Below are 22,039 nucleotides of genomic sequence, written 5' to 3' on the forward strand. Positions count from 1 at the left end.
CCACATGGGCGCGCGCCGGATCTACGAGGCGCTGCGCGGGCTCGTCGCGAACTTCCGCTATGGCGAGCTGTCGCCCTCCGACTTCCCGGCGCAACGCCGAGCGCCAGCAGGCGTTGATCACCGCGCTGCGCCGGCGCTTCGGCGATCGCGTCAGGATCGAAGGCGCAGCCGCCGGCCTGCATGTGGTGGCGTGGTTCGACGATCTGCCGTTGAAACATGAAGAGGCATTGATCAAGGCAGCCCGCGCCAAGGGCGTCGGCATCTATCCCGTCTCCGCGCTGGTCGCCGGCCGGCGCAATGCGCGGAAGACGGTCGGCCTCGTCATGGGCTATTCAGCGCTGGAGGTCGCGCAGATCGAACGGGGCTGCAAGCTGCTGGCGCAGGCGGTCGCCGAACTGGACTGACATTATTGTAAAAAACTGGCCGTTTATGGCAGGCCAGATTCCGGCTATGTCCGTCACCGGAACGGAGACACGTCATGTACATTCCCCCGGCCTTCAGGGACGACGACATCGAGAGCGTTCACGCGACCATCCGGGCTGCACGGCTCGCGAGCCTCGTCACGGCCACCAGCGAAGGCCCGATCGCAACGCCCTTGCCGCTCTTCCTCGACGAGAGCGAAGGCAAGCATGGCGTGCTGTATGGGCACGTGGCGAAGGCCAACCCGCAATGGAAGCTGCCGCCGATCGGCGATGCGCTGGCGATCTTCTCGGGTCCCGACGCCTATGTGACGCCGTCCTGGTACGCGACCAAGCAGGAGACCGAAAAGGTCGTGCCGACCTGGAACTACATTGCCGTACATGCCTACGGCCCGGTGGAATTCTTCCAGGATCCGGAGCGCCTGCTCGCGGTCGTGACGCGGCTGACCAACAGGCACGAAGGCGCGCGTGCAAAGCCGTGGGCGGTCAACGATGCGCCCGCGGATTTCATCGCCGCGCAGCTGCGCGGGATCGTCGGCGTGCGCATTCCCGTGACCAGGTTCGAAGGCAAGCGCAAGATGAGCCAGAACCGGCCCGAGGCCGATCGCATCGGCGTCGCAGCCGGCCTTGCGGCGAGCGAGAACGCCGGGGATCGCGAGGTCGCGCCCCTGATCCCGCTGCCGGGCTGACGCGCTGACGGCGCCGTTTCAGTGATCGCCGTGCTCGCGCTGCCGGTGAGCGTATTCGGCTCCCCATCCGAGGCCGAGCGTCACCGAGATGAGCGAGCCGAGCAGCACGCCGAATTTCGCGGCATCGAGCAGCTTCTCGTCGGTGAACGCGAGCATGGCGATGAAGATCGACATGGTGAAGCCGATGCCGGCCAGAAGCCCGACGAGGCAGACGCCGGCCCATGTCACGCCCGGCGCCAGTCGGCATCCCCCTGCGCGCACCGCAAGCCAGGTCGCACCGATCACGCCGACGGGCTTTCCCGCGCAAAGCGCAAGTCCGATGCCCAGCGTCACGAATTGCGCGCCGCCAGTGAACTCGGCACTTCTGAAGTCGACACCGGCATTGGCCAACGCGAACAGCGGCATGACGGCGTAGGCGACCCAGGGATGCAGCGCCGTTTCAACACGAATGACGGGCGGCACGATCTCGGGACGGGCCGAGCGGACCGGCGTGATCAAGCCCAGCAGGACACCCGCGAGCGTCGGATGGACGCCAGCCATGAGGAACCCCGCCCAGACGATGAATGCAGGCAGCACGTAGGCGAACGCGGAGCCGAAGCCGAGCCGTTGAAACCCGAGCGCCAGGAGCACGCCGACCGCCGCGACGATGAAGCCGTCGAGATCGAGTCCGCTCGTGTAAAACAATGCGATGATGAGCACTGCGATGATGTCGTCGATGATGGCCAGCGCCAGCAGAAACACCCTGACGTTCGCGGGGATCGATCGTCCCAGCAACGCGAGCACGCCGACCGCGAAAGCGATATCCGTCGCGGTTGGGATCGCCCAGCCCTGGCGACGTCCCGGGACCGTGTTGAAGCCGAGATAGATCAGCGCGGGAACGAGAACGCCGCCGAGAGCCGCGAGCACCGGTAGCATGGCCTGATCGAACCTGCTGAGCGCGCCCTCGTGGATCTCGCGGCGGATTTCCATGCCGACGACCAGGAAGAAGATCGTCATCAACGCATCGTTGATCCAGAAATGCAGCGATCGGACGAAGACGAAGCCGCCGAGATGAAGCGAAATCGGCAGGTTCCAGACCTCATGATACGCATGGGCGAAGGGTGAGTTGGCCCAGAGCAAGGCGGCCGCCGCAGCCACCAGCAGCACCACGCCGCTGACGGCCTCGACGTGCAGGAATCGCTGGAGCGTCGCGAGTGCTCGCTCGACGAAAAACGGTGATTTGGGCAGGTGCCTGCCGGGCAGCTGATCGTTCATGGCGCACGCATCCTGCGTGGCGGCCCGACCATCGCTTAACCTGTCGCTGCCCGATGCAGCGATCACCCGCGGCTGTTCTACACGACGAGGGCGTCAAGGCAACCCCGCTCAGCTCGGATCCGAAGCAGGGAAAATTGTTCCGTTCGATCTTGCAATTTCCCGTAGGTCCGAGGCGGAACCCACCCCTGTCAGGCGGATTATCGCCCGCAGGTAATACCGCCGCCGGGTGGCACGATGACATTTGCTTCGGACGTTTTGAAACTGCTGCGCCTCGATCCTTCCGACGACAAGCAGCATGTCGTCATTCGCTCGGCCGGCGGGCGCGGCAAGGCGGCCGAATATTCCTTCGGCATCGAGGAGGAATACTTCCTCGCCGATCGCCGTACGCTCGAGGTTGCGATCCAGACGCCCAACGAGCTGTTCGAATCCGCAAACTGGTCGACCGGCGGACAAGCCATGCGCGAGATGCTGCAATCCCAGCTCGAGGTGGCGACCAACGTCCACGTCGATGTCAATGACGCACGAGAGGAGCTGAGGTTCCTGCGCCGCGAGGTGGCCAACGTCGCCGCGCAATATGGCTTCGTCATCATGGCCTGCGGCACGCATCCGACCGCGGTCTGGCGCAGGTCGCAGCCGAGCCCGAAGCCGCGCTACGAGGAGATGATCGAGGATCTGCGCAGCATCGGCCACCGCAACATGATGTGCGGCATGCACGTGCATGTTCAACTGCCTGATCCCGAAAAGCGGATGGCGGTGATGCGGGCGATGCTGCCTCATCTGCCGCTGTTCATCGCGCTCGCGGCGTCCTCGCCGTTCTGGAACTCGCACAAGACGGGACTGAAGGGCTATCGTCTCGCCGCCTATTCCGAGCTGCCGCGCACGGGGCTGCCCGAACTATTCGAAAACAGGCAGGACTTCGACGAATATATCGGCGCTCTCCAGCGCTCCGGCGTGATCCCCGACGAAGGCCACATCTGGTGGGCGATGCGCCCATCCATGAAGCACCCGACGCTGGAGCTTCGTGCGCCCGATACCTGCACCCTGGTCGAGGACGCCGTCGCGATCGCCTCGCTCTATCGCTGCCTGACGCGCCACCTCTATCTGCGGCCGCATCTGTCGAAGGAGGTCACCGTCGTCGAACGCGCCATTGCGGTCGAGAACAAATGGCGCGCCCAGCGCTACGGCACCGATTGCATCTTTGCATCAAAGGACGGACCGGTCACGATCTCGGAGATGCTCACCCGAATCATCGACGACATCGCCGAGGACGCGAGCGCATTGGGCTGCGCCGCGGAGATCGAGCATTGCCGCGTCATTGTAGATCGCGGCAGCTCCGCCGAATTCCAGCTTCGCGCCTATCGCGAGAACGGCGACGACATCGCAGCCGTCTCACGATGGATTGCTACTTCGACGATCTCGGGCACGAGCGCGCCGATCGGGCGCAGCGCTCCGGCACCGTCATAGCGCCCACGCAAGCTTCACCAACGACAACTTCATCGCCCAATTTGCTACGCCGTCGAGGAATGAATGACCGACATCGCCTGGTGCGCCGGTTGCGGCCACAGCCTGATCCAGATCTTGTCCGAGAAGGGCCTGACAGCGCCAAGCTGCTACTGGTGCGAGAGCGTCGATATGCGGACCATGGAGATGGCGAAGTGGGCGGACAGCCCGGCCGGCAAGCCGGATCGGGCCGCGCCTCACCTCTTTGATTGAGGCGCTCTCCGCCTCAAGCCCGCGCCACCAGGCGTGGACGGAACACGGACTCGACGGTCGCCGCCTGCGCAGCAGCGAGCTTTCGTGCCGACCGCCGCCGCGGGATGAAGAAGCTGTTGACCAGGATCGGCTCGAAATCGCCCAGCGCGGTTCGCTCCTTCACGAGCAGGCTCATGACCGAGCGCATCTTGATGACCTCCTGCGCCACGAAGCTGCAGTCCTCATCGCGGTTGATCTGCTCGTGCATGATCGCCTCGGCCTCGCGCATGCTGACGCGAAGCGCCCTGATGGTTCTGCGGATGTCGTTGATGCGGTTGTCCATGGCTGCCTCCATCTCGGTCGCAGCATAAGAACAAAAAGTGAACATAATGTCAACCGCTGCCTGCACGCGCGACGGCGGGGCCTGCTGACAAATTAGACAAGAAGCGGCGCCACCTCCGAAGCGCGAGCCTTGGCGCAGGGTCGCAAGATCAGTGCGAGCGGGCGGTCTAACCTCCGGTGCAGCCACCGGATTTTCCTCGCCGCATCGACGCGCCGGGCGCCATTGCTGCTTCGCAAACCAACTGGCCCAAAATTCGCAACGACTTCGCAAGCTGGCAATGGCGCAGAGCGGAGAACGTCATGAACGTGCATGCTGCGGGCGATCTCAAGACCACCGGCCTCACCCACCCGAACGGCGCGCCGCTCCGCCTCAACACCAGGGATTTCGTTGCGATCGATCGCGACAGGTGCGCGAAATTCGAGGCGACGTATCGTCCGCAAGCGCTCTACAATCGTGCGAATGAAGGCTTTCACGCCAACAACGAAACCTTCCTGCTCCACGAAGTCGCCACGAACCTGCCGATCTACCGCCCCGACACCGGGCCGACCGATTTCCATCTGCATCTGCCGCCCGGCGGCTTTCAGCTTGTGCTGGTCACCTCGGGCGCCTTCACCTTCGACTATGACGGGCGCTTCTACAATGTCGGCCCTGGCGCGGTGATGCTGCAAAGCGCGATCGTGCATCGCCAGCTGTTCTACACGTGGTCGGGTTTGCCAACCGGAGAGAATCTGAAGACGCCGCAGACGGTGGTGCCGGATCCCATCTCGATGGGCTACTCTGGCAAGTTCCTCGAAGCCTTCATCACCGATCCCACCACCTTTCCGAACCCGACCATCGTCGGCCCCGACCAGATCAACGAAGCCGAGACGCCGCGCGTGGCGTGGAGCCACCCCTTGCACGATCGCCCGGCCAATGCCGGCTTCTGGCTTCAGGATCCGCTGGCGCTGGATGCGCTGTTCAAGCCGCTCACTGGCGGCACGATCAAATCGGCGCTGCCGGTCTACGTGCGCGACATCGGCATCGAGGCGCCGAGCGGCCAGCTCGTCACCGGCCACATCATCGCAACCGATCCGCGCGGCCAATCGCTGCTGCCGAAGAGCTCGTCGGCTTCGGTGGATGCCGCCTCCTTCGCCAACGGCGAGGTCGCGATCTATCGCGTCATTCGCGGCACGGCCGAATTCAAGAACAAGGCGGGCGGGACCTTTGAGCTCGCGGCCGGCGACGTCGTCACCGCGAGCAAGAGCGCGATCAGCCTCATTGCAGTCGGCGAGAACACCCAGGTCCTGCGGCTCGGCCTTCTCAAGGGCATCGACAACCTGCGCAGCTGGACGCCGACGCAGCGCGACGAGATCGACGGCCTCGCCGGCCAGATCATCACGCAGAAGGACATTCGCCCCCTGCGCACCGAGGGCAAGCCGGTCGGATATTTGTACGGGTAGACGCTACTCCGCCGCCTGACGCACGTGGCGCGCGGTCGGGGTGCGCATCGTCACCAGCTCTTCGGCCGCGGTCGGATGCAGCGCGATGGTCGCGTCGAAATCGGCTTTGGTCGCCTTCATCTTCACGGCAATCGCGACGACTTGCGTGACCTCGGCGGCACAGTCGCCGACGATGTGGCAGCCGAGCACGCGGTCGGTCGATCCGTCGACCACGAGCTTCATCAGCACACGGGTGTCGCGGCCGGACATCGTCGCCTTGATCGGGCGGAACGTCGTCTTGTAGATGTCGACGTGGCTGAACTGCGCGCGTGCTTCAGTCTCGGTCAGGCCAACCGTGCCGACCTCCGGCTGCGAGAACACCGCGGTCGGGATATGCGAATGATCGACCTGCACCTCGCGCTTGCCGAACACGGTGTCGGCGAAAGCATGGCCCTCGCGGATCGCAACCGGCGTCAGATTGTGGCGGTGGGTGACGTCGCCGATCGCATAGATGCTGTCGACCGAGCTCTTGGAGAAATGGTCCACCGCGATGCCGCCATTCCTGGGGTTGATGGCGACGCCGGCCTTCTCCAGGCCGAGATTGGCCACGGCCGGATGGCGCCCGATCGCGAACATCACCTGGTCGGACGCGATGCTCGATCCGTTCGACAGATGGGTGGTGAATTCCTCGCCGTGGCGATCGACCTTGTTCACCGTGCAGCCGGTGAGGATGGTGATGCCCTGCTTCTCCATCTCGGTTCGGACGTGCGTGCGGACGTCCTCGTCGAACCCGCGCAGGATGTTGTCGCCGCGATAGATCACGGTCACGTCGGAGCCGAAGCCGGCGAAGATGCCGGCGAATTCCAGCGCGATATAGCCGCCCCCCTGGATCACGATCCGCCGCGGCAGCTTCTTCAGGTGAAACGCCTCGTTGGAGGAGATCACATGCTCGATGCCGGGGATCGCCGCGCCATGGTTGGGCGCGCCGCCGGTGGCGATGAGAATGTACTTTGCGGTGATCTTCTTGTCGTCCGCGAGCAGGCGGATGGTGTGCTTGTCCTCGATCACCGCGCGGCTCTTGACGATCTGCGCGCCCGATTTCTCGACGTTCGCGGTGTAGGCCGCCTCCAGCCGCGCGATTTCCTTGTCCTTGTTGGCGATCAGGGTCGGCCAGTCGAAGGTCGCGGGTGGAACGGTCCAGCCGAAACCGGCGGCGTCCTCGAGCTCGTGACGAACATGCGAGCCGATCACGAACAGCTTCTTGGGCACGCAGCCGCGGATCACGCAGGTGCCGCCCATGCGGTACTCTTCCGCGATCATCACGCGGGCGCCGTAACCGGCCGCGATGCGGGCGGCACGCACGCCGCCCGAACCGCCACCGATGACGAAGAGGTCGACGTCGAATTCAGCCATTGTCCACTCCGACCTCTCCTAGAACATGATCCGGATTCCGATCAGATAGGTACTGTCAGATTTCCTTGCCACGCTTCTTCATCTCGGCGCGGAACGCGCTTGCGACGACCTCGGAGAAGTTCCGTGCCCAATCGTTCATGACCTGCACGCTGAGGTTGATGGCCTTGGGCTCGTTGGCGATCAGCTTCTGGCCGAGCGGCGACTTGTAGAACGTGACGAGATCCTTCAACTCCTGCTCGGTGAACTCGCCGGCATAGACCCCCACCATCCCCTCGCCGATCTCCTGCTCGCGGCCGGCAAGCTGCTTGGCGATCACAGGGGCGAGCTCGTTGAGATCCTTCTGGTAGTTGAGGTTCTGCCCGATCAGCGTGGTCTTGACCTTGTCCACGATGGCCGGCACGGCGTTGGCGTACATCCCGGCTGCATTCTTCAGCTGCAGGATCTCCTTCGCCGCCGCGATCGCCCCCGGAGAGGGTGCCTGCGGGGCCGGCTGCTGCTGAGCGGCTGCAGGCACTGCCGCCAGTGCCAGCGTGAAGGCGAGGCACACGGCGGGCACGATCTTCGAAACGCTCTTCATTCCTAGTCTCCTTTCGGCTTACGCCGTTCAATCACGCGAATTCCCTCGCCACCCGCCAAAACGGCCGAGCTGGCCAAGCCGATGAACAACCCGTGCTCGACCACGCCGGGGATCGTACTCAATGCCCTGGCGAGGTTGGGCGGATCCGCAATGCACCCGAGCCGGGCATCGACGATCCAGTGGCCGCCATCGGTGACGAAAACGTGGCCATCCCCGCCCCCGCCCTTGGCCTTGCGGACCGCCATTTGCCCGGAAACGCCGCATTCCGCAAATGCCTTCTCGATGGCCCGGCGGGTCGCGCCGAGCCCGAACGGGATCACCTCGATTGGCAGCGGAAAACTGCCGAGCGTCGGCACCCATTTGGTGTCGTCGGCAATGACGATCATGCGATCCGAGGCGGCTGCCACGATCTTCTCGCGCAGCAAGGCACCGCCACCGCCCTTGATCAGATTGAGCTCCGGATCGATCTCGTCGGCACCGTCGACGGTGATGTCGAGATGGTCGATCTCATCGAGCGTCGTCAGGGGCACGCCGCAGCGCTCCGCGTCGGCGCGCGTCGCCTCGGAGGTCGGCACGCCGATCACCTTGAGGCCGGCGGCGACGCGCTCGCCAAGCAGCTCGACGAAATGCTTGGCGGTCGAGCCGGTCCCGAGGCCGAGTTGCATGCCGTCGCGCACCTCTTCCAGGGCGCGGGCCGCAGCCTGCCGCTTCAACTGGTCCATATCCACGTCTTTGCGCCCCGCCTCTAAGGAGTGCTGCCGATGATGTCGCTCGCGGCGGCCTATGTAGCCTCGTTTCTCCCCCGAGAACAGGTCTGGGAACAGGCCTATAAGGTGATCTTATGGGCCCTCCCCTTGCGCCGGCCCGGCCGGCCCGATAGCGCTTTTGGCATGACCTCCCCCTACACCCTCGTCTTCGATCTCGACGGCACGCTTGTGGATACGGCGCCCGACCTGATCACCGCGCTGAATCACGTGCTCGACCGTGAGGGCCTGCCGCCGGTTCCGATGGCTTCGGCTCGCAACATGATCGGCGCCGGCGCCCGCAAGCTGATCGAGCGGGGTCTGGAGGCCGAGGGCCGCACCGTCAGCGTGGCCGACATGGACCGGATGACGGCGGATTTCATCGCCTATTATGCCGACCACATCGCGGTCGAATCCCGTCCCTTCGAGGGGCTGCTGGATGCGCTCGATCTTTTTGCGGCCCAGGGCCATCGCCTCGCGGTCTGCACCAACAAGCTCGAATGGCTGTCCAAGCGGCTGCTGGATCAGCTCGACCTGACCAGGCGTTTCGCGGCGATCTGCGGCGCCGATACGTTCGGGGTGCAGAAGCCAGATCCGACCATTTTCCGCCAGACCGTGGCGCGGGCCGGCGGCGAGGTCAAAGCCAGCATCATGGTCGGCGATGCCGGAACTGATGTCGGGGTGGCCCGGCGCGCCGGGGTTCCCGTGATCGGCGTCAGTTTCGGCTACACGGACGTGCCGATCGCCGATCTGAAACCTGATAGGCTGATCCATCATATGCGTGACCTGCCGGATGCCGCCCACAGCCTGATGAGCGCCTAAACGTCGGGCAAGGCCCTGAAATGGCTACTCTATCCCCGTGGAACCCCGCGTTAACCATCTATTAACTATGCGCTTTCCGCCGGTTGCTTGCCCCCGGCGACGCCCCTAAGGTCCCGACGGGGTTATGTGGCGGTTCGTCGCAGTTAGAGTGGATGGTCATGCGTCGTGTCATCGCGATTGCGTTAGCGGGGGCGAGCCTTGGTGGCTGCTCCTCGATGTCTTGGGACATGTTCAAATCGGCGCCGCCGACCGTCCAGGTCCGGCTCGAATCCAATCCCCCGGGGGCTGACGCCACGACCTCGCTGGGCGGCGGCTGCAAGACACCTTGCTCCGTCTCTGTTCCTGCCCCTGACGCGCCGTTCACGGTCTCGTACGCGCTTCTCAAGTACCAGCCGACCACCGTGCCGGTGAACGTGATCAAGAATCCCGGCAATTTCACCACGCCTGCGACGGTCACCACCGACCCGAATCCGGTGTTCGCGGAGCTTGCGCCGGTTGTGCCGCCCAAGCCCGTGAAGAAGAAGCCGCACCGGCCGAAGAAGCCGAAACCGGCCGCAGCCGCGCCCGCTGCAGCGCCAGCCGATGCCGCGGCGCCCGCAGGCTCGCCGTTCCCCGATCCCAACGCGGGCAAGCGCTGATCCGGGCGTCAATCTAGGTATACCACCCGATTGTCTCAGCCGCGTCCGATGCTTAGATTGCTTCCAAGCACCGCTGAAGCAAACGTGCGCCCGTCGCCGTAAGTGACAAGGCATTTGGTATGAACGGACCTATTGCGAGCCCCCTCGCCGCGTTGTCGAGCGCCATGACCGATCCCTTCGGGCGGACAATCTCTTACTTGCGCGTCTCCGTCACCGACCGCTGCGACCTGCGCTGCTTCTATTGCATGTCGGAAGACATGACGTTCCTGCCCAAGGCCGACCTGCTGACGCTCGAGGAACTCGACCGGCTCTGCTCGGCCTTCATCGCCAAGGGCGTGAAGAAGCTGCGACTGACCGGCGGCGAGCCGCTGGTCCGGCGCAACGTGATGTCGCTGGTGCGCTCGCTGTCGCGCCACCTCCAGAGCGGCGCGCTGAACGAGCTGACGCTGACCACCAACGGAACGCAGCTCGCAAAGCACGCGCAAGAGCTCGCCGATTGCGGCGTCCGTCGCATCAATGTCTCGCTCGACACGCTCGATCCCAGGAAGTTTCGCGAGATCACGCGCTGGGGCGAGATCGACAAGGTGCTGGAAGGCATCGAGGCCGCGCGCGCCGCGGGCCTTGCCGTGAAGATCAACGCGGTCGCACTGAAGAACCTCAACGAGGACGAGCTCCCCGATCTCCTGCGCTGGGCCCATGGCAAGAACATGGGCCTCACCCTGATCGAGGTGATGCCGATGGGCGAGATCGGCGCGGGCCGCATCGACCAATATCTGCCGCTGTCACTGGTGCGCGCGCGCCTCGCCCAGCAGTTCACGCTGACGGATCTCGCCGAGAGCACCGGCGGGCCGGCGCGCTATGTCAGCGTCGCCGAGACCGGCGGCAAGCTCGGCTTCATCACGCCGATGACGCATAATTTCTGCGAATCCTGCAACCGGGTGCGCATCACCTGCACGGGCACGCTGCACACCTGCCTCGGCCACGAGGACGCCTCCGATCTGCGCAAGCCGCTACGCGCATCGGACGACGATGAGCTGCTCGCGGCGGCGATCGACCGCGCCATCGGGCTGAAGCCCAAGGGCCACGATTTCATCATCGACCGACGTCACGACCGCCCCAGCGTGTCCAGGCACATGAGCGTCACCGGCGGTTGAGGAATGGACCGGCTGCGGCACTATTCCCCTTAGATATCAACAAACTTCCGATTGACTGCCGGCACGCCCGCTGGTTTGGTGCGCCAGCCTCATGCCTGCGCGGCGAGACAAGCCACGCGCCCCTTCGGCGCAGTCAAGACGGCTGGGGCACCATCGGGGGAGGACCTATCTTTGCAAGCGCTCCTTAAGCTGAGCAGTGGGATCGACGCGTTCACGCGCTGGACGGGCAAGCGTCTGGCCTGGATGATCGTCCTGGCCGTCGTTGTCTCGGCGCTCAATGCGATCGTGCGGAAGGTATTCGATACGTCCTCCAATTCATGGCTCGAGCTGCAGTGGGTGCTTTTCAGCATCGTATTCCTGCTCTGCTCGCCATGGACGTTGCTCGACAATGAGCACATCCGCATCGACATCGTGAACAACACGTTGCCCAAGAAAGTCCGCAGCATGATCGACGTGATCGGTCATCTGTTCTTTCTCATTCCGCTGTGCATCGTCATGATCGCTACCGGCGTACCGTTCTTCGAGCGATCGTTCCATATCAACGAGCAGTCGGGCAACGCAGGCGGCCTGCCGCAATGGCCCACCAAATCCCTGATCATGATCGGGTTCGCGTTCCTGCTCGTTCAGGGCGTCTCCGAGCTGATCAAGCGGATCGCGATCATGCGCGGGTTGATTCCCGATCCTCACGAGTCCCAGGTCTCGGCGATCGAGGCGGAAGTCGAGCATCTCGTCGAAGCGATCGAGAAGAAATAGCCGTTGGCGACGGCTCAGGGGGAATCATGACCGCATTCATCATCGCCAATCTGGCGCCCATCATGTTCGCGACGCTCGTCGTCGTGCTGCTGCTCGGCTATCCCGCGGCATTTTCGCTGGGCGCTGTCGGGCTTTTCTATGCCGTGGTCGGAATCGAGCTCGGCGAATTCCGCCCCGACTTCCTCAACGCGCTTCCCGAGCGCGTCTACGGCGTGATGAACAACGACACGCTGCTCGCCATTCCCTTCTTCACCTTCATGGGACTGGTACTGGAGCGGTCGGGCATGGCCGAGGATCTGCTCGACACCATCGGACAGCTGTTCGGAACCATCCGCGGCGGTCTCGCCTACGCGGTTGTGTTCGTCGGCGCCCTTCTTGCGGCAACGACAGGCGTCGTCGCCGCTTCCGTGATCTCGATGGGGTTGATCTCGCTGCCAATCATGCTGCGCTACGGTTACGACCGGCGCATGGCGACCGGCATCATCGCTGCATCGGGTACGCTCGCGCAGATCATTCCACCCTCGCTCGTGCTGATCGTGATGGCCGACCAGCTCGGCAAATCCGTCGGCGACATGTACGAGGGCGCCTTCATTCCGGGGCTGGTGCTCGCGGGTCTCTACGCGGGCTATGCTTTCCTCGTCAGCATGATCTTCCCGAAAGCCGCGCCGGGCCTGCCGAAGGAGGCCATCGGCTTCCGCGAAGATAATGGCAGCCGTGGGCTGGGCTCGCTCGGCGTGCTCTTCATCGCGAGCTGCGTGTTCGGCTGGCTCATGATGCGCAATTCGGAGACGCACGGTGCCGACTTCGTCGTGCTCAGCATGTTCAACGGCATCATCTTCGCGTTCGTCGTCGCGGTGCTGAACTGGGCCATCCACAAGTTCACCGGCTTCCGTTTCCTCTCGAAGATGGCCCAGCAGACCACCTTCGTCATGGTGCCGCCGCTGTTCCTGATCTTCCTGGTGCTCGGCACCATCTTCATCGGCCTTGCGACGCCGACGGAAGGTGGCGCGATGGGCGCGGCCGGCGCCCTCATCCTCGGCGCGGCGAAACGGCGGCTGAGCTGGGACCTGGTCCGGCAAGCGACGGAATCGACCGCCAAGCTGTCGGCGTTCGTGGTGTTCATCCTGGTCGGCGCCCGCGTGTTCTCGCTCACCTTCTACGGCGTCAACGGGCACGTCTGGGTCGAGCATCTGCTCACCTCCCTGCCCGGCGGCCAGGTCGGCTTCCTGATCTTCGTCAACGCGTTCGTGTTCGTGCTGGCCTTCTTCCTCGACTTCTTCGAGCTGGCCTTCATCGTGATCCCGCTGCTGGGGCCTGCTGCCGAGCACCTGGGCATCGACCTGATCTGGTTCGGCGTCATCCTCGGCGTCAATATGCAGACCTCGTTCATGCATCCGCCCTTTGGCTTCGCCTTGTTCTACCTCAGATCAGTCGCACCCAAGGAGCGATACACCGATCGCGTCACCGGCAAGAGGATGGATCCGGTCACGACGGGGCAGATCTATTGGGGCGCAGTGCCGTTCGTCGTCATCCAGGTCATCATGGTCGCTCTGGTGATCGCGTTCCCGTCGATGGTCATGCATTACAAGGGCGCCCAGTCGAACATCGATCCGAACTCCGTCAAGATCGAGGTGCCGCAGATCGAGTTGCCGCCACTCGATTTCGGTCCGCCGCAGAAGTAGCCGTCACTTTTCCCTCCCTAGTGGGAGTAGATGGCATGGGCGGCCTTCGGCCGCCGTTCTCGAGAAAGCCGAAGCGAAGCTTCGGCTTTGGCGCCGGATGAAGGGTGCCCTCCGCGCATTCAACCCTCAGTCGGCTTGCCCTACTCCGCCAGCCTGAACCGAAGCGTGAACTCGGCGCCGCCGCCGGGGAGATTGTCCACCGTAACCGTCGCGGCGTGATCGTCGGCGACGGCGCGCACGATCGAAAGGCCGAGGCCCGCGCCATCGCTGCGCTGGCGATCCCTGCGCCAGAAGCGCTGGAAGATCAGCTCGCGTTCGACCTGGGTGACGCCGGGACCGCAATCGCGCACGCGCACCGAGCCGTCGTCGCCGACCTCGACGTCGACGGACGTCGCCGTCGCGGTGAACTTGATGGCGTTTTCGGCGAGGTTGAACACTGCGCGCTGGAGCATCTCGGAATTGCCGTGGATCAGCACCGGCGCGTCGGCGCCCTTGAGCGCGATGTCCTTGTGCTGCGCGATCGCGAACGGCGCGATCGCGCCGACCACCTCGGCGCAGACGGCGCGCAAATCCGCGGTCTCGCCGGGATCGAGCACCAGCGTGTCGAGCTCGGCGATCTCCAGCAGCTGCGCGACGATCCGGCTCATCCCCTCGATATCGTCATGCAGCGCCTGCCTGGCCTCACCGTCGCCGAGTGTCTCGATCCGCGTGCGCAGGATCGCCAGGGGCGTGCGCAATTGGTGGGCGGCGTCGGCTGTGAACTGGCGCTGCACGCGAAAGCCGTCCTCGAGGCGATCGAGGGCCAGGTTGACGGCGGTGACGAGCGGCACGATCTCGCGCGGAATCCGCTCCGTCGGCAGGCGAATGTCGGTGCGTGACGGGCCGATATTGCTCGCCTCCTCCGAGGCCTTCCACAGCGGCGCGACCGCGCGGCGGAAGATGATGATGTCGATGGCGAGCAGGACCAGGAGAACGGGAATGGTGATCCAGCCGACCCGGCGGAAGAAGTTGGACACGATGTCGTCGGTGATGACGTCGCGATGGGACAGGTCTTCCGCCACCTTGATGCGAAAGTTGGTGTCGCCGATCGTCTGGATCACGTCGGCGCCGGCACTCGAGTCCGAGTCGAAGCTGCCCGTCTTCTTGTGCGACGAGAACAGCAGGCGGCCCTCGGCATCCCTGATGTCGTACTGATAGCGGCCGTAGGCCTCCGAGTAGAGACCGCGAAGGCTATCCGGCAGATTGAACGTCACCCTGCCGTCGGGCTGGACGACGATGCGCTCGGCCAGCGTCTCGGCCTGGGCTCGCATCGCGGCCCGATGCAGCTGGTCGATCTCGGAGCTCAACAGCCAGAACAGGACCAGCGGCAGGAAGATCGCAACCACCGCGACCGCGATGATGTGCAGGAACACAATGCGCGAGATGAGCGATTTGAACGACGGCGCCCGTCCAAGGAACCCGGCACGGGATCGTTCTTGCGACCCCGTTGTGGACCCGCTCCGGGATCCGGCCCAGCTCACGCTATTTCTCCTCGGCCATCATGTAGCCGACGCCGCGAATGGTATGGATCACGACTTTGGCGCCATGTTCGATGAGCTGCTTGCGCAGGCGAGAGACATACACCTCGACCGCATTGGAGGCGACCTCGCCCTCGAGCCCGAAGATGTGATCCTCGACGTTCTTCTTCGGCACCACCCGCCCCTGGCGGCGCAGCAGGATCTCCAGCACCGAGGTCTCGCGCGACGAAATGATCCGCGGCTCGTCGTCGACGAAGATCTGGCGGGTCTCGGTGTCGTAGACGAGATTGGCGAGCCGCAGCGAGCGACCGAGCAACTGGCCAGGACGGCGCAGAATCGCCTCCAGCCGCGCCACCAGTTCCTCCATCGCGAACGGTTTGGCGAGGTAGTCGTCGGCGCCGCTGCGCAGGCCGTTGACGCGGTCCTGCACGCCACCGCGCGCGGTCAGCACCAGCACCGGCAGCGGCTCCATCTGCCGCCGCAGTTCGCGCAGCACCGACAGGCCGTCGCCGTCGGGGAGGCCGAGGTCGAGGATCATCGCGGCATAGCTGACATTGTGCACCGCCTCGCGCGCCTCCTCGGCGCTGCCGACGACGTCGCTCTGGTAGCCCGCTCCCGCCAGCCCGCTGGCCACGAGCCGCGACAACTCGGCATTGTCCTCGACGATCAGAAGGCGCATTGCATTTCCAGCCGGATGTTCCGGTGGCCCCTACTCCGGTGCCACCCTACGGCTCAGGCCGCATCTGCGCTCTCTTCCACCATTCCGGACGCCCCGGCCAGCGAAAAAGCGCTTTCAACGACGATCGGCCGCCGTCGTCAGGTTGACGTAAGTCGGCCGGATTTGGCCAATCAACTTGAAAGCATCGGGCCGGAAAAGGAAAGAGGCCGCCGACCGAGGCGACCTCCTGTTTCGCGAGCGAGTTTGGAGGATTGGATCAGAGGGGCGGATGTCCGGGCCCCGACCCCGGGCCGAAGGGGCCGCGCAGGTTGCCCGGGCCCTGCAAGCCGCCAAAGATCAGGCCGCCGACCCACTCGACGGCGCCCTTGATGGCGCCGCCGATGGCGCGGAAGGCGTCGCCGAGCCAGTTGCCGCCGACGATCGTTTCGAGCTCCGCATCGGTCAGTTCGATGATTTCCGATTTCCCATGGTCCAGGTTCAGCATTGTGGTCGCTCCGGTTCAGATTGTGTGTGTGTCAGAAAGGTCGAGGTGGGGTGCTCAGCCGTGGAAGATGCCGCCAGGCAGCCAGGGGTTCGGGCCGGCGGGCTGATGGGTGGTGATCCGTCCATTCACGATCCACGGACCGATGCAGCCACCATCATTGATGAAGCCGCCGCACACGGTCTCCAGTTCACGGTCGTCCAGCTCTTTGTGGTTCCGATTGCTGCTGCGCTCAGTCATTTGTCTCTCCCGTTGTCGAAGGAGGGTGCCATCCCCTCTCATCTCGTAGTCACAGGAGTATCGCAGGCGGTTCTGTTAGACTGTGATACGCGTCACGCAGGCAAACGGGTAACTCTTGAGCCTGTCCCATCGAGCTCCCGGACGCGCTGTAGCTTCGCAACTCACCGGCCCGAGGTGGCGACACAACGCTTCAAGTCCCTCCTCGCGGCGGAGCAGATTTGGACTACTCACGACGAGTTCGTCGCATTGCGAACCACACTGCTTTGTTTCGGCAATCTGGACCAGACTAGCTCACGGCCCATTCCTTCGCGCTTGCGCCCGCCATGGAACGCACGCGTTCCTCGTCACTCGCGAGTTCGGAGGAGCTTCCGCTATAGATGATGGCGCCGTCATCCAGCACATAGGCGCGGTCGGCGACGGTGAGACTGACCCTTACGTTCTGCTCGACCAGCAGCACTGAAATGCCCTCTTGCCGCATGGTCTGGATGATCTGAAAGACCTCTTTCACGATCAGTGGGGCAAGACCCTGGCTTGGCTCGTCCAGCAGCAACAGTTTCGGATTGAGAAGAAGGGCACGCGCGACCGAGAGCATCTCCTGCTCGCCGCCGGACAATTGGCGGCCACGATTTTCCCGGCGCTCGGCAAGCCGCGGAAAAGTTTTGAAGACGCGATCAATGGTCCACGGACCCGGTCGCGTGACCGGGACCCGCAGATTGTCCTCGACGGTCAGGTTGGCGAAGATCTTGCGCCCTTCCGGAACATAGCCCACGCCGAGCGCCGCAACCTGATAGGGCGACATCCGCGTGGCGTCGATTCCGAACAGGCTCACATTGCCTTCGCGGGGCGGAGTTAGCCCCATGATGCTGCGAAGCGTTGTCGTCTTGCCAGCGCCATTCCGACCGAGCAGGACAACGATCTCGCCTTCATGAACCTCCAGGCCGACATCGTGCAGGATGTGGCTCTTGCCGTAAAACGTCTGCAATCCCATCACACTGAGCGGGTTCATTGGGTCTCTCCCAGATAGGCCGCTTGCACCGCCTCAGAGGTGGCAATCTCGTCTGGCGTCCCTTCTGCGAGCAAGGCGCCCTGGTCAAGCACTGTGATGCGGTCGGCGAGATGAAAGACCACCCGCATGTCGTGCTCGATCAAGACGATGGTGTAGTTTCGCTCCCGGTGCAGGCGGCGAATCAGCGTGGTGATCTCGTAGGTTTCCTGATCGCCCATCCCGGCGGTCGGCTCATCGAGCAGCAACAGGCGCGGCAATTGCGCCAGCGCCATTGCAATCTCCGTGGTCCTCTGGTCGCCGTGCGAGAGCTCCCCGACCAGCCGGTCCGCTTTGGCGCTCAATCCCACGACCGCAAGCATCTCCGTCGCCACGTCGTTGGCAATCTTCGCGTCGCTGCGGTTCGGCAGCATGCGCAGGGTCTGGCCTGCCGCCACCTCGGCTGCGGTGAGGACGTTCTCATGGACGGTCAATTCCGGAAACACCTCGGTAATCTGGAAGGTGCGCCCCATACCGAGCCCAACCCGCGCGTGCGCCGGCGTCGCGGTCACGTCTTTGCCGTTGAACAGGATCGATCCCCTGCTGGGCGGGAAATAGCCGCTGATCATGTTGAAAAAGGTCGTCTTGCCCGCTCCATTCGGGCCAATGATGGCGCGCAGTTCGCCGCGCTCAACCATCATCGATACGTCCTTCACGGCAACCAGGTTGCCAAAGCGCTTGGTGACGTTGCGAACTTCGAGCATGCTCACCCCGACTTGCCCTGGCGCCGCATACCGAGCAGACCACGCGGGAAGAAAAGTACGACCAGCACGAAAATGGCGCCCACAAAGGACATCCAATTGACCGTCATCGAAGAGATATAGTCCTGCAGCACCACGAAGACCGTTGCGCCAACCAATGGGCCCCAGAAGGTCCGCATTCCGCCCATGACGCACATCACGACAAAATAGCCCGAGAGCGAATAGTGCAACGCGAGTGGATCGGCGAAGTTGTTCAAGAGCGCATAGAGTGTGCCGGCAAGCGCCGTCACAAAGCACGAGATCGAGAAGGAAAGCCAGATCTGACGCTCGACAGGAATGGCCAGGAAGCGAGCACGGCGCTCGTTCTCCCGGATCGCTCTCAAGGTGTGACCAAACGGCGAGCGAACCAACAGACCAAGGATTCCGACCGTGACCGCGAACACGGCAAGCAAGAAGAAGTAGAACTTGTTGCCACCCTCAGTGATGTCCAGACCGAGGGGACCCAATCCAATAGGCTCGCGGTGGAAATCGCGTAAGCCATCGAAGCCACCGGTGAAGTCATTCCAGCTATAGGCTAGATAGTAACAGAGCTGCCCGAACGCGATCGTACACATGGCAAAGTAGACGCCGCGGCGCCGCACGATCAGAAGTCCAAAAAGCGTGCCTGCGACCCCTCCAAGCAGCGTCCCCAAAAGCATGGCAAGTGGGGTACTATGCGCGAGATACCTCAATGTGAGACCCGCGCCATAGGCGCCCAGCCCGAAATAGGCTGCGTGCCCGAAACTCAGCACGCCCGTGAATCCCAACAGGAGATTCAGGCCCATCGCGGCCAGGCCGAACACCAGAACTTTTCCGGCAAGTGCGGTATAGCCGCCAACCAGAGGCAGCCAGTATGGGGCAGCGATCAGAACGGCCCAGACGATGACGAGCAGCATCCATCGGGGAACAGGTGGAGTCCGGTCTGCTGCGACGGCGGCTGTCGGCAAACCGGGACTGACGTCAGTACTCATGACATCATCCCTTCTTCGCCCATCAGGCCTCGCGGACGAACCAGCAGCACGACCATCATGATCGCATAAATGACAGCCTCGCTCGCCGCCGGAAAGACGACGGTGGTCAGGGCCGCTGCCAGTCCGATCAGCAAGCCGCCAAACAGCGTGCCGATCAAGCTGCCGACGCCGCCGACGATGATCGCAATGAAGCTCGGCATGAGCAGGTCATCCCCCATATTCGGATTGAGCCCGATCTGCCCCGCGGCAAGCACCCCACTGAGGCCCGCGAGCATGCAGCCGAGCGCAAAATTGAACGTCCGCAGAAGGCTGATGTTGACGCCAAGGGAAGCCACCGTCTCCAGATCGAGCGTGCCGGCTCGAATGCGGACGCCGACCCTTGTGTAGCGTAGGAACGCGAATAGCCCGAGCACCGCGACGATCACCACCGCGACCATGAAGACGCGGTACCAGGTGATGAAGAACAGGCTTGAGCTGATCGGCTGTGCCAGGAATTCGGGCAACCCGAGCGGCAGGCCATTGGGCCCCCAAACGTAGCGAGCCATATCCTGCATGACAAAGGCAAAGCCGAACGTGAGCAACAGGCTGTAAACCGGGTCCCTGTTGTAGACGCGGCGGATCATCAATCTCTCCACCGCGAGCCCGATGATTGCCGTGACCAGCGGAGAAACCAGCAAGGCCCCCCAATAACCCAGCGCCGGCGCCAACGTGAAAGCGAGATAGCCGCCGAGCGCCAGGAAATTGCCGTGAGAGAAATTGATGACGTTGCTGAGATTGAGGATCAGCGACAAGCCAAGGGCCATCAACACGTAGAACGCGCCAATGATCAGTCCATTGGTGACGTTGAACAATATGACCTGGATCATCGCGTCCTCCGCCCTGACGTTTTCTCCGCTTATTGGATCAGGCCGGTTCGACCATCTTGCATCCAGTTTCCTCCACCGAGCCTGCAGCCTTCTCACCGTGCACCAGCGTCTCGGCATTGAAGACGTCGTCGGGAGACGATTTTGCCGGATGAACTTCGCCGACGAAGATGTTCGGCATCAGCTCATGGTCTCCCGCCCTGTAGCGTACTTTGCCCGGCTGGAGAGCGACATCCGGCGGCAGCTCGAGATCCTCGAGAGCCTTCGCCATTTTGGGGCCATCCAACGACTTCGCCTTGTCTGACGCCAGGCGTACGGTATGCATCGCCACGTAGCCGAACCAGTCGCGCGCCGAGGGCGTCTTCTTCGTGGCGGCGCGGAAGTCGCTCACAAACTTGACGACCTCCGGCACGTTCGGTTGATTCCACCACCATTCCATCGCCCACCATCCAGCCTGCGCATCGGGCGGGCAGCCCTTGATGCTCTCGAGCTCGAAGAGCGCGCCGCCAAGCGCCATTTCCTTCTGCATGCCGAATTGCGTGAATTGCTTCATGCAGTTGATTTGCGTAAGACCGCCCATGTTGTTGAGTAGAACGTTCGGTTTGAACGCCTTCGCCTTGATCAACGTGGCCGAGAAGTCCGTACTGTTGATCGGGAGCATGTCTCCCTCGTAAGTCCCACCGGCTTTTTTCAGCGCCTTGATGAAGGCGTCTTGAAGCGTGTGGCCATAGGCGTAGTCCGGCGTGATGAAGAACCATTTCTTGCCGAACTTCTTCACCAACTCCGGCGTGACCGCGTTGGCGTCCATCGTCGTTGTGTTGCAGATCCGGAAGACATTCCATTTGCAGTTCGAGCCGGTGATCGGATCGGTGTGGCCGCCAGGGACGATATGGAAAATCTTCTTCTCGTTGGTGACTTGGGACATTGCATAGGCAATGCCGGAATTGACGTCACCGAGAATGACCGCCACATTGTCCCGGTCAATCAGCTTGCGGGTCTTCTGCACACCGGTCCCGACATCGTTCGCGGAATCCTCGACAAGAAGCTGAACCTGGCGACCCAGGATGCCGCCCTTCTTGTTGATCTCGGCCTCAGCGTATTTGGCCCCGTCGACCTCGCTCTGAGCCAGCGCGGAGAGAACGCCCGTCAAGGGATTGACCATACCGATCTTCACCGGCTCGTCGGCGAGAGATTTGACGATGAAGGGAGCGCTGATCAATTGGCTTCCGGCAAGAACAACGCCGGACTTGATGAGCGAACGACGACTGATCGAAGGTTGAATTATAGCCATTCCAGACCTCCCTGTTCTCTCGTTTGACGATGTTAGTTCATAAGACGAATCATTCCGGTTGCCGCGAAGAGCAGGAGACGTCACACGTCTCCGAGATCACGGGCGATTTGACATCGCTGTTTTGACTTGGGGGGGCCTGCCGCGCAGCACCAGGCGGCAGCCCTCATCGCGTCCCGGTGGCAGACTGCACCGGTTTCCGAACGGCAAAAATCCACAATTGGTCTAACCGGTGAACACGCTTTCGTGCTCGGCGATTGTTCTTCGACAATCCTGTTGCTGCGCAACATCGAAGACGCGCCCGTGAGCGGCAGATCAACGCGTCAGCAAACCCAAAGCCGCAGCAGCCAAATCTCGAGCGCGCTCTCCATCTTGGAAGGGGCCGGCGTTCAAGCAATGATCTGCTTGAACGAAGTTTCCGTCTTGTCGCTCGACGTCTAGACATCGACGAAAGTCGAGGTGTCGCAGCCCCTTGTTTCGATCGCGACGGTCGTCAGATCCATGACGTCCGACGATCGCAGCGCCTGTACACGCGCGACCTGCCGGTCCAGCCCGACTATCATCCGGTGCAATTGTCGGTCAGGTGGGACGCGCGCCGAAATGGCGTTGTCCGACCTGATC

24 protein-coding genes are annotated in these 22,039 nt (G+C 63.3%); 10 read left to right on the top strand and 14 right to left on the bottom strand.

Translation table 11 applies throughout. From position 1 onward, the window contains the following. Nucleotides 1–59: 59 nt before the first annotated feature. Both XH90_RS22520 and XH90_RS22525 read left to right on the top strand, forming a co-directional pair. On the top strand, nucleotides 60–404 hold the full coding sequence (locus tag XH90_RS22520) for a hypothetical protein (protein WP_246755553.1): 345 nt from the start codon (nucleotides 60–62) through the stop codon (nucleotides 402–404). A gap of 74 nt (nucleotides 405–478) precedes the next feature. Then, complete coding sequence (locus tag XH90_RS22525) at nucleotides 479–1,108, top strand: FMN-binding negative transcriptional regulator (RefSeq protein WP_194476523.1); 630 nt, start codon at nucleotides 479–481, stop codon at nucleotides 1,106–1,108. A gap of 18 nt (nucleotides 1,109–1,126) precedes the next feature. Here XH90_RS22525 and nhaA read toward each other — a convergent pair whose 3' ends face one another. After that, nucleotides 1,127–2,362 (bottom strand): Na+/H+ antiporter NhaA, encoded by a 1,236-nt coding sequence (gene nhaA / locus XH90_RS22530; RefSeq protein ID WP_194476524.1) that lies wholly within the window; start codon nucleotides 2,360–2,362, stop codon nucleotides 1,127–1,129. 234 nt (nucleotides 2,363–2,596) lie between these two features. Here nhaA and XH90_RS22535 point away from each other — a divergent pair, with 234 nt between their 5' ends. After that, nucleotides 2,597–3,826, top strand: a complete 1,230-nt coding sequence (locus tag XH90_RS22535; protein ID WP_194476525.1) for a carboxylate-amine ligase — start codon at nucleotides 2,597–2,599, stop codon at nucleotides 3,824–3,826. Between the two features lie 63 nt (nucleotides 3,827–3,889). After that, nucleotides 3,890–4,075 (top strand): hypothetical protein, encoded by a 186-nt coding sequence (locus XH90_RS22540; protein WP_194476526.1) that lies wholly within the window; start codon nucleotides 3,890–3,892, stop codon nucleotides 4,073–4,075. Between the two features lie 13 nt (nucleotides 4,076–4,088). On the opposite strand, the gene XH90_RS22545 is transcribed toward XH90_RS22540, so the two are convergent. Further along, nucleotides 4,089–4,397 (bottom strand): hypothetical protein, encoded by a 309-nt coding sequence (locus tag XH90_RS22545; protein ID WP_246755555.1) that lies wholly within the window; start codon nucleotides 4,395–4,397, stop codon nucleotides 4,089–4,091. 299 nt (nucleotides 4,398–4,696) lie between these two features. On the opposite strand from XH90_RS22545, the gene XH90_RS22550 reads away from it, so the two are divergent. After that, entirely contained in the window at nucleotides 4,697–5,836 is a 1,140-nt protein-coding gene (locus XH90_RS22550; RefSeq protein ID WP_194476527.1) for a hypothetical protein, read from the top strand. A gap of 3 nt (nucleotides 5,837–5,839) precedes the next feature. Here the strand turns inward: XH90_RS22550 and gor are convergent, their stop codons facing one another. From gor to rpiA, 3 genes are read right to left on the bottom strand one after another with little or no spacing between them, the layout of a single operon-like run. Beyond that, a complete protein-coding gene (gene gor / locus XH90_RS22555; protein ID WP_194476528.1) occupies nucleotides 5,840–7,228 on the bottom strand; it encodes a glutathione-disulfide reductase in 1,389 nt (462 codons plus the stop codon). 55 nt (nucleotides 7,229–7,283) lie between these two features. Next, a complete protein-coding gene (locus XH90_RS22560; protein WP_194476529.1) occupies nucleotides 7,284–7,805 on the bottom strand; it encodes a DUF2059 domain-containing protein in 522 nt (173 codons plus the stop codon). A 2-nt stretch (nucleotides 7,806–7,807) separates the two neighbouring features. After that, nucleotides 7,808–8,533, bottom strand: coding sequence for a ribose-5-phosphate isomerase RpiA (gene rpiA / locus XH90_RS22565; protein ID WP_194476530.1), 726 nt, complete (start codon nucleotides 8,531–8,533; stop codon nucleotides 7,808–7,810). Between the two features lie 162 nt (nucleotides 8,534–8,695). Here rpiA and XH90_RS22570 point away from each other — a divergent pair, with 162 nt between their 5' ends. The 5 genes from XH90_RS22570 (at nucleotide 8,696) to XH90_RS22590 (ending at nucleotide 13,597) form a co-directional block, all read left to right on the top strand. Continuing rightward, complete coding sequence (locus tag XH90_RS22570) at nucleotides 8,696–9,370, top strand: HAD-IA family hydrolase (RefSeq protein ID WP_194482770.1); 675 nt, start codon at nucleotides 8,696–8,698, stop codon at nucleotides 9,368–9,370. A 158-nt stretch (nucleotides 9,371–9,528) separates the two neighbouring features. After that, nucleotides 9,529–10,008 carry a hypothetical protein gene (locus tag XH90_RS22575; protein ID WP_194476531.1) on the top strand — a complete coding sequence of 160 codons (480 nt, stop codon included), beginning with the start codon at nucleotides 9,529–9,531 and terminating at the stop codon, nucleotides 10,006–10,008. Between the two features lie 119 nt (nucleotides 10,009–10,127). Continuing rightward, nucleotides 10,128–11,162 (top strand): GTP 3',8-cyclase MoaA, encoded by a 1,035-nt coding sequence (gene moaA, locus XH90_RS22580; RefSeq protein WP_194476532.1) that lies wholly within the window; start codon nucleotides 10,128–10,130, stop codon nucleotides 11,160–11,162. 171 nt (nucleotides 11,163–11,333) lie between these two features. Further along, on the top strand, nucleotides 11,334–11,915 hold the full coding sequence (locus tag XH90_RS22585) for a TRAP transporter small permease subunit (protein WP_194482771.1): 582 nt from the start codon (nucleotides 11,334–11,336) through the stop codon (nucleotides 11,913–11,915). 26 nt (nucleotides 11,916–11,941) lie between these two features. Next, on the top strand, nucleotides 11,942–13,597 hold the full coding sequence (locus XH90_RS22590) for a TRAP transporter large permease subunit (protein ID WP_194476533.1): 1,656 nt from the start codon (nucleotides 11,942–11,944) through the stop codon (nucleotides 13,595–13,597). Between the two features lie 140 nt (nucleotides 13,598–13,737). Here the strand turns inward: XH90_RS22590 and XH90_RS22595 are convergent, their stop codons facing one another. The 9 genes from XH90_RS22595 to XH90_RS22635 form a co-directional block, all read right to left on the bottom strand. Beyond that, nucleotides 13,738–15,021: a HAMP domain-containing sensor histidine kinase gene (locus tag XH90_RS22595; protein ID WP_246755892.1), complete on the bottom strand. Its 1,284-nt coding sequence runs from the start codon at nucleotides 15,019–15,021 to the stop codon at nucleotides 13,738–13,740. Between the two features lie 97 nt (nucleotides 15,022–15,118). Further along, nucleotides 15,119–15,793 carry a response regulator transcription factor gene (locus XH90_RS22600; RefSeq protein WP_194476535.1) on the bottom strand — a complete coding sequence of 225 codons (675 nt, stop codon included), beginning with the start codon at nucleotides 15,791–15,793 and terminating at the stop codon, nucleotides 15,119–15,121. A 256-nt stretch (nucleotides 15,794–16,049) separates the two neighbouring features. Further along, nucleotides 16,050–16,277, bottom strand: a complete 228-nt coding sequence (locus XH90_RS22605) for a hypothetical protein (protein ID WP_194476536.1) — start codon at nucleotides 16,275–16,277, stop codon at nucleotides 16,050–16,052. Between the two features lie 54 nt (nucleotides 16,278–16,331). After that, nucleotides 16,332–16,514 (bottom strand): hypothetical protein, encoded by a 183-nt coding sequence (locus XH90_RS22610; protein WP_194476537.1) that lies wholly within the window; start codon nucleotides 16,512–16,514, stop codon nucleotides 16,332–16,334. A gap of 286 nt (nucleotides 16,515–16,800) precedes the next feature. Further along, entirely contained in the window at nucleotides 16,801–17,520 is a 720-nt protein-coding gene (locus tag XH90_RS22615; RefSeq protein ID WP_194476538.1) for an ABC transporter ATP-binding protein, read from the bottom strand. Next, nucleotides 17,517–18,260, bottom strand: coding sequence for an ABC transporter ATP-binding protein (locus tag XH90_RS22620; protein WP_246755556.1), 744 nt, complete (start codon nucleotides 18,258–18,260; stop codon nucleotides 17,517–17,519). The genes XH90_RS22615 and XH90_RS22620 overlap by 4 nt, the downstream gene beginning before the upstream one ends. A 2-nt stretch (nucleotides 18,261–18,262) precedes the next feature. After that, nucleotides 18,263–19,267 (bottom strand): branched-chain amino acid ABC transporter permease, encoded by a 1,005-nt coding sequence (locus tag XH90_RS22625; protein WP_246755557.1) that lies wholly within the window; start codon nucleotides 19,265–19,267, stop codon nucleotides 18,263–18,265. Then, a complete protein-coding gene (locus tag XH90_RS22630) occupies nucleotides 19,264–20,133 on the bottom strand; it encodes a branched-chain amino acid ABC transporter permease (protein ID WP_194476540.1) in 870 nt (289 codons plus the stop codon). The genes XH90_RS22625 and XH90_RS22630 overlap by 4 nt, the downstream gene beginning before the upstream one ends. Before the next feature lie 37 nt (nucleotides 20,134–20,170). Then, entirely contained in the window at nucleotides 20,171–21,421 is a 1,251-nt protein-coding gene (locus XH90_RS22635) for an ABC transporter substrate-binding protein (RefSeq protein WP_194476541.1), read from the bottom strand. Nucleotides 21,422–22,039: the final 618 nt, after the last annotated feature.

Source organism: Bradyrhizobium sp. CCBAU 53338 (assembly GCF_015291665.1).
Lineage (GTDB): Bacteria > Pseudomonadota > Alphaproteobacteria > Rhizobiales > Xanthobacteraceae > Bradyrhizobium.

Bases quoted from the DNA above. Each gene is read 5' to 3' on its own strand.
- XH90_RS22520 (WP_246755553.1), top strand. From the start codon at position 60: ATGGCGAGCTGTCGCCCTCCGACTTCCCGGCGCAACGCCGAGCGCCAG.
- XH90_RS22525 (WP_194476523.1), top strand. From the start codon at position 479: ATGTACATTCCCCCGGCCTTCAGGGACGACGACATCGAGAGCGTTCAC.
- nhaA (WP_194476524.1), bottom strand. From the start codon at position 2,362: ATGAACGATCAGCTGCCCGGCAGGCACCTGCCCAAATCACCGTTTTTC.
- XH90_RS22535 (WP_194476525.1), top strand. From the start codon at position 2,597: ATGACATTTGCTTCGGACGTTTTGAAACTGCTGCGCCTCGATCCTTCC.
- XH90_RS22540 (WP_194476526.1), top strand. From the start codon at position 3,890: ATGACCGACATCGCCTGGTGCGCCGGTTGCGGCCACAGCCTGATCCAG.
- XH90_RS22545 (WP_246755555.1), bottom strand. From the start codon at position 4,397: ATGGACAACCGCATCAACGACATCCGCAGAACCATCAGGGCGCTTCGC.
- XH90_RS22550 (WP_194476527.1), top strand. From the start codon at position 4,697: ATGAACGTGCATGCTGCGGGCGATCTCAAGACCACCGGCCTCACCCAC.
- gor (WP_194476528.1), bottom strand. From the start codon at position 7,228: ATGGCTGAATTCGACGTCGACCTCTTCGTCATCGGTGGCGGTTCGGGC.
- XH90_RS22560 (WP_194476529.1), bottom strand. From the start codon at position 7,805: ATGAAGAGCGTTTCGAAGATCGTGCCCGCCGTGTGCCTCGCCTTCACG.
- XH90_RS22570 (WP_194482770.1), top strand. From the start codon at position 8,696: ATGACCTCCCCCTACACCCTCGTCTTCGATCTCGACGGCACGCTTGTG.
- XH90_RS22575 (WP_194476531.1), top strand. From the start codon at position 9,529: ATGCGTCGTGTCATCGCGATTGCGTTAGCGGGGGCGAGCCTTGGTGGC.
- moaA (WP_194476532.1), top strand. From the start codon at position 10,128: ATGAACGGACCTATTGCGAGCCCCCTCGCCGCGTTGTCGAGCGCCATG.
- XH90_RS22590 (WP_194476533.1), top strand. From the start codon at position 11,942: ATGACCGCATTCATCATCGCCAATCTGGCGCCCATCATGTTCGCGACG.
- XH90_RS22600 (WP_194476535.1), bottom strand. From the start codon at position 15,793: ATGCGCCTTCTGATCGTCGAGGACAATGCCGAGTTGTCGCGGCTCGTG.
- XH90_RS22605 (WP_194476536.1), bottom strand. From the start codon at position 16,277: ATGCTGAACCTGGACCATGGGAAATCGGAAATCATCGAACTGACCGAT.
- XH90_RS22610 (WP_194476537.1), bottom strand. From the start codon at position 16,514: ATGACTGAGCGCAGCAGCAATCGGAACCACAAAGAGCTGGACGACCGT.
- XH90_RS22615 (WP_194476538.1), bottom strand. From the start codon at position 17,520: ATGAACCCGCTCAGTGTGATGGGATTGCAGACGTTTTACGGCAAGAGC.
- XH90_RS22620 (WP_246755556.1), bottom strand. From the start codon at position 18,260: ATGCTCGAAGTTCGCAACGTCACCAAGCGCTTTGGCAACCTGGTTGCC.
- XH90_RS22625 (WP_246755557.1), bottom strand. From the start codon at position 19,267: ATGAGTACTGACGTCAGTCCCGGTTTGCCGACAGCCGCCGTCGCAGCA.
- XH90_RS22630 (WP_194476540.1), bottom strand. From the start codon at position 20,133: ATGATCCAGGTCATATTGTTCAACGTCACCAATGGACTGATCATTGGC.
- XH90_RS22635 (WP_194476541.1), bottom strand. From the start codon at position 21,421: ATGGCTATAATTCAACCTTCGATCAGTCGTCGTTCGCTCATCAAGTCC.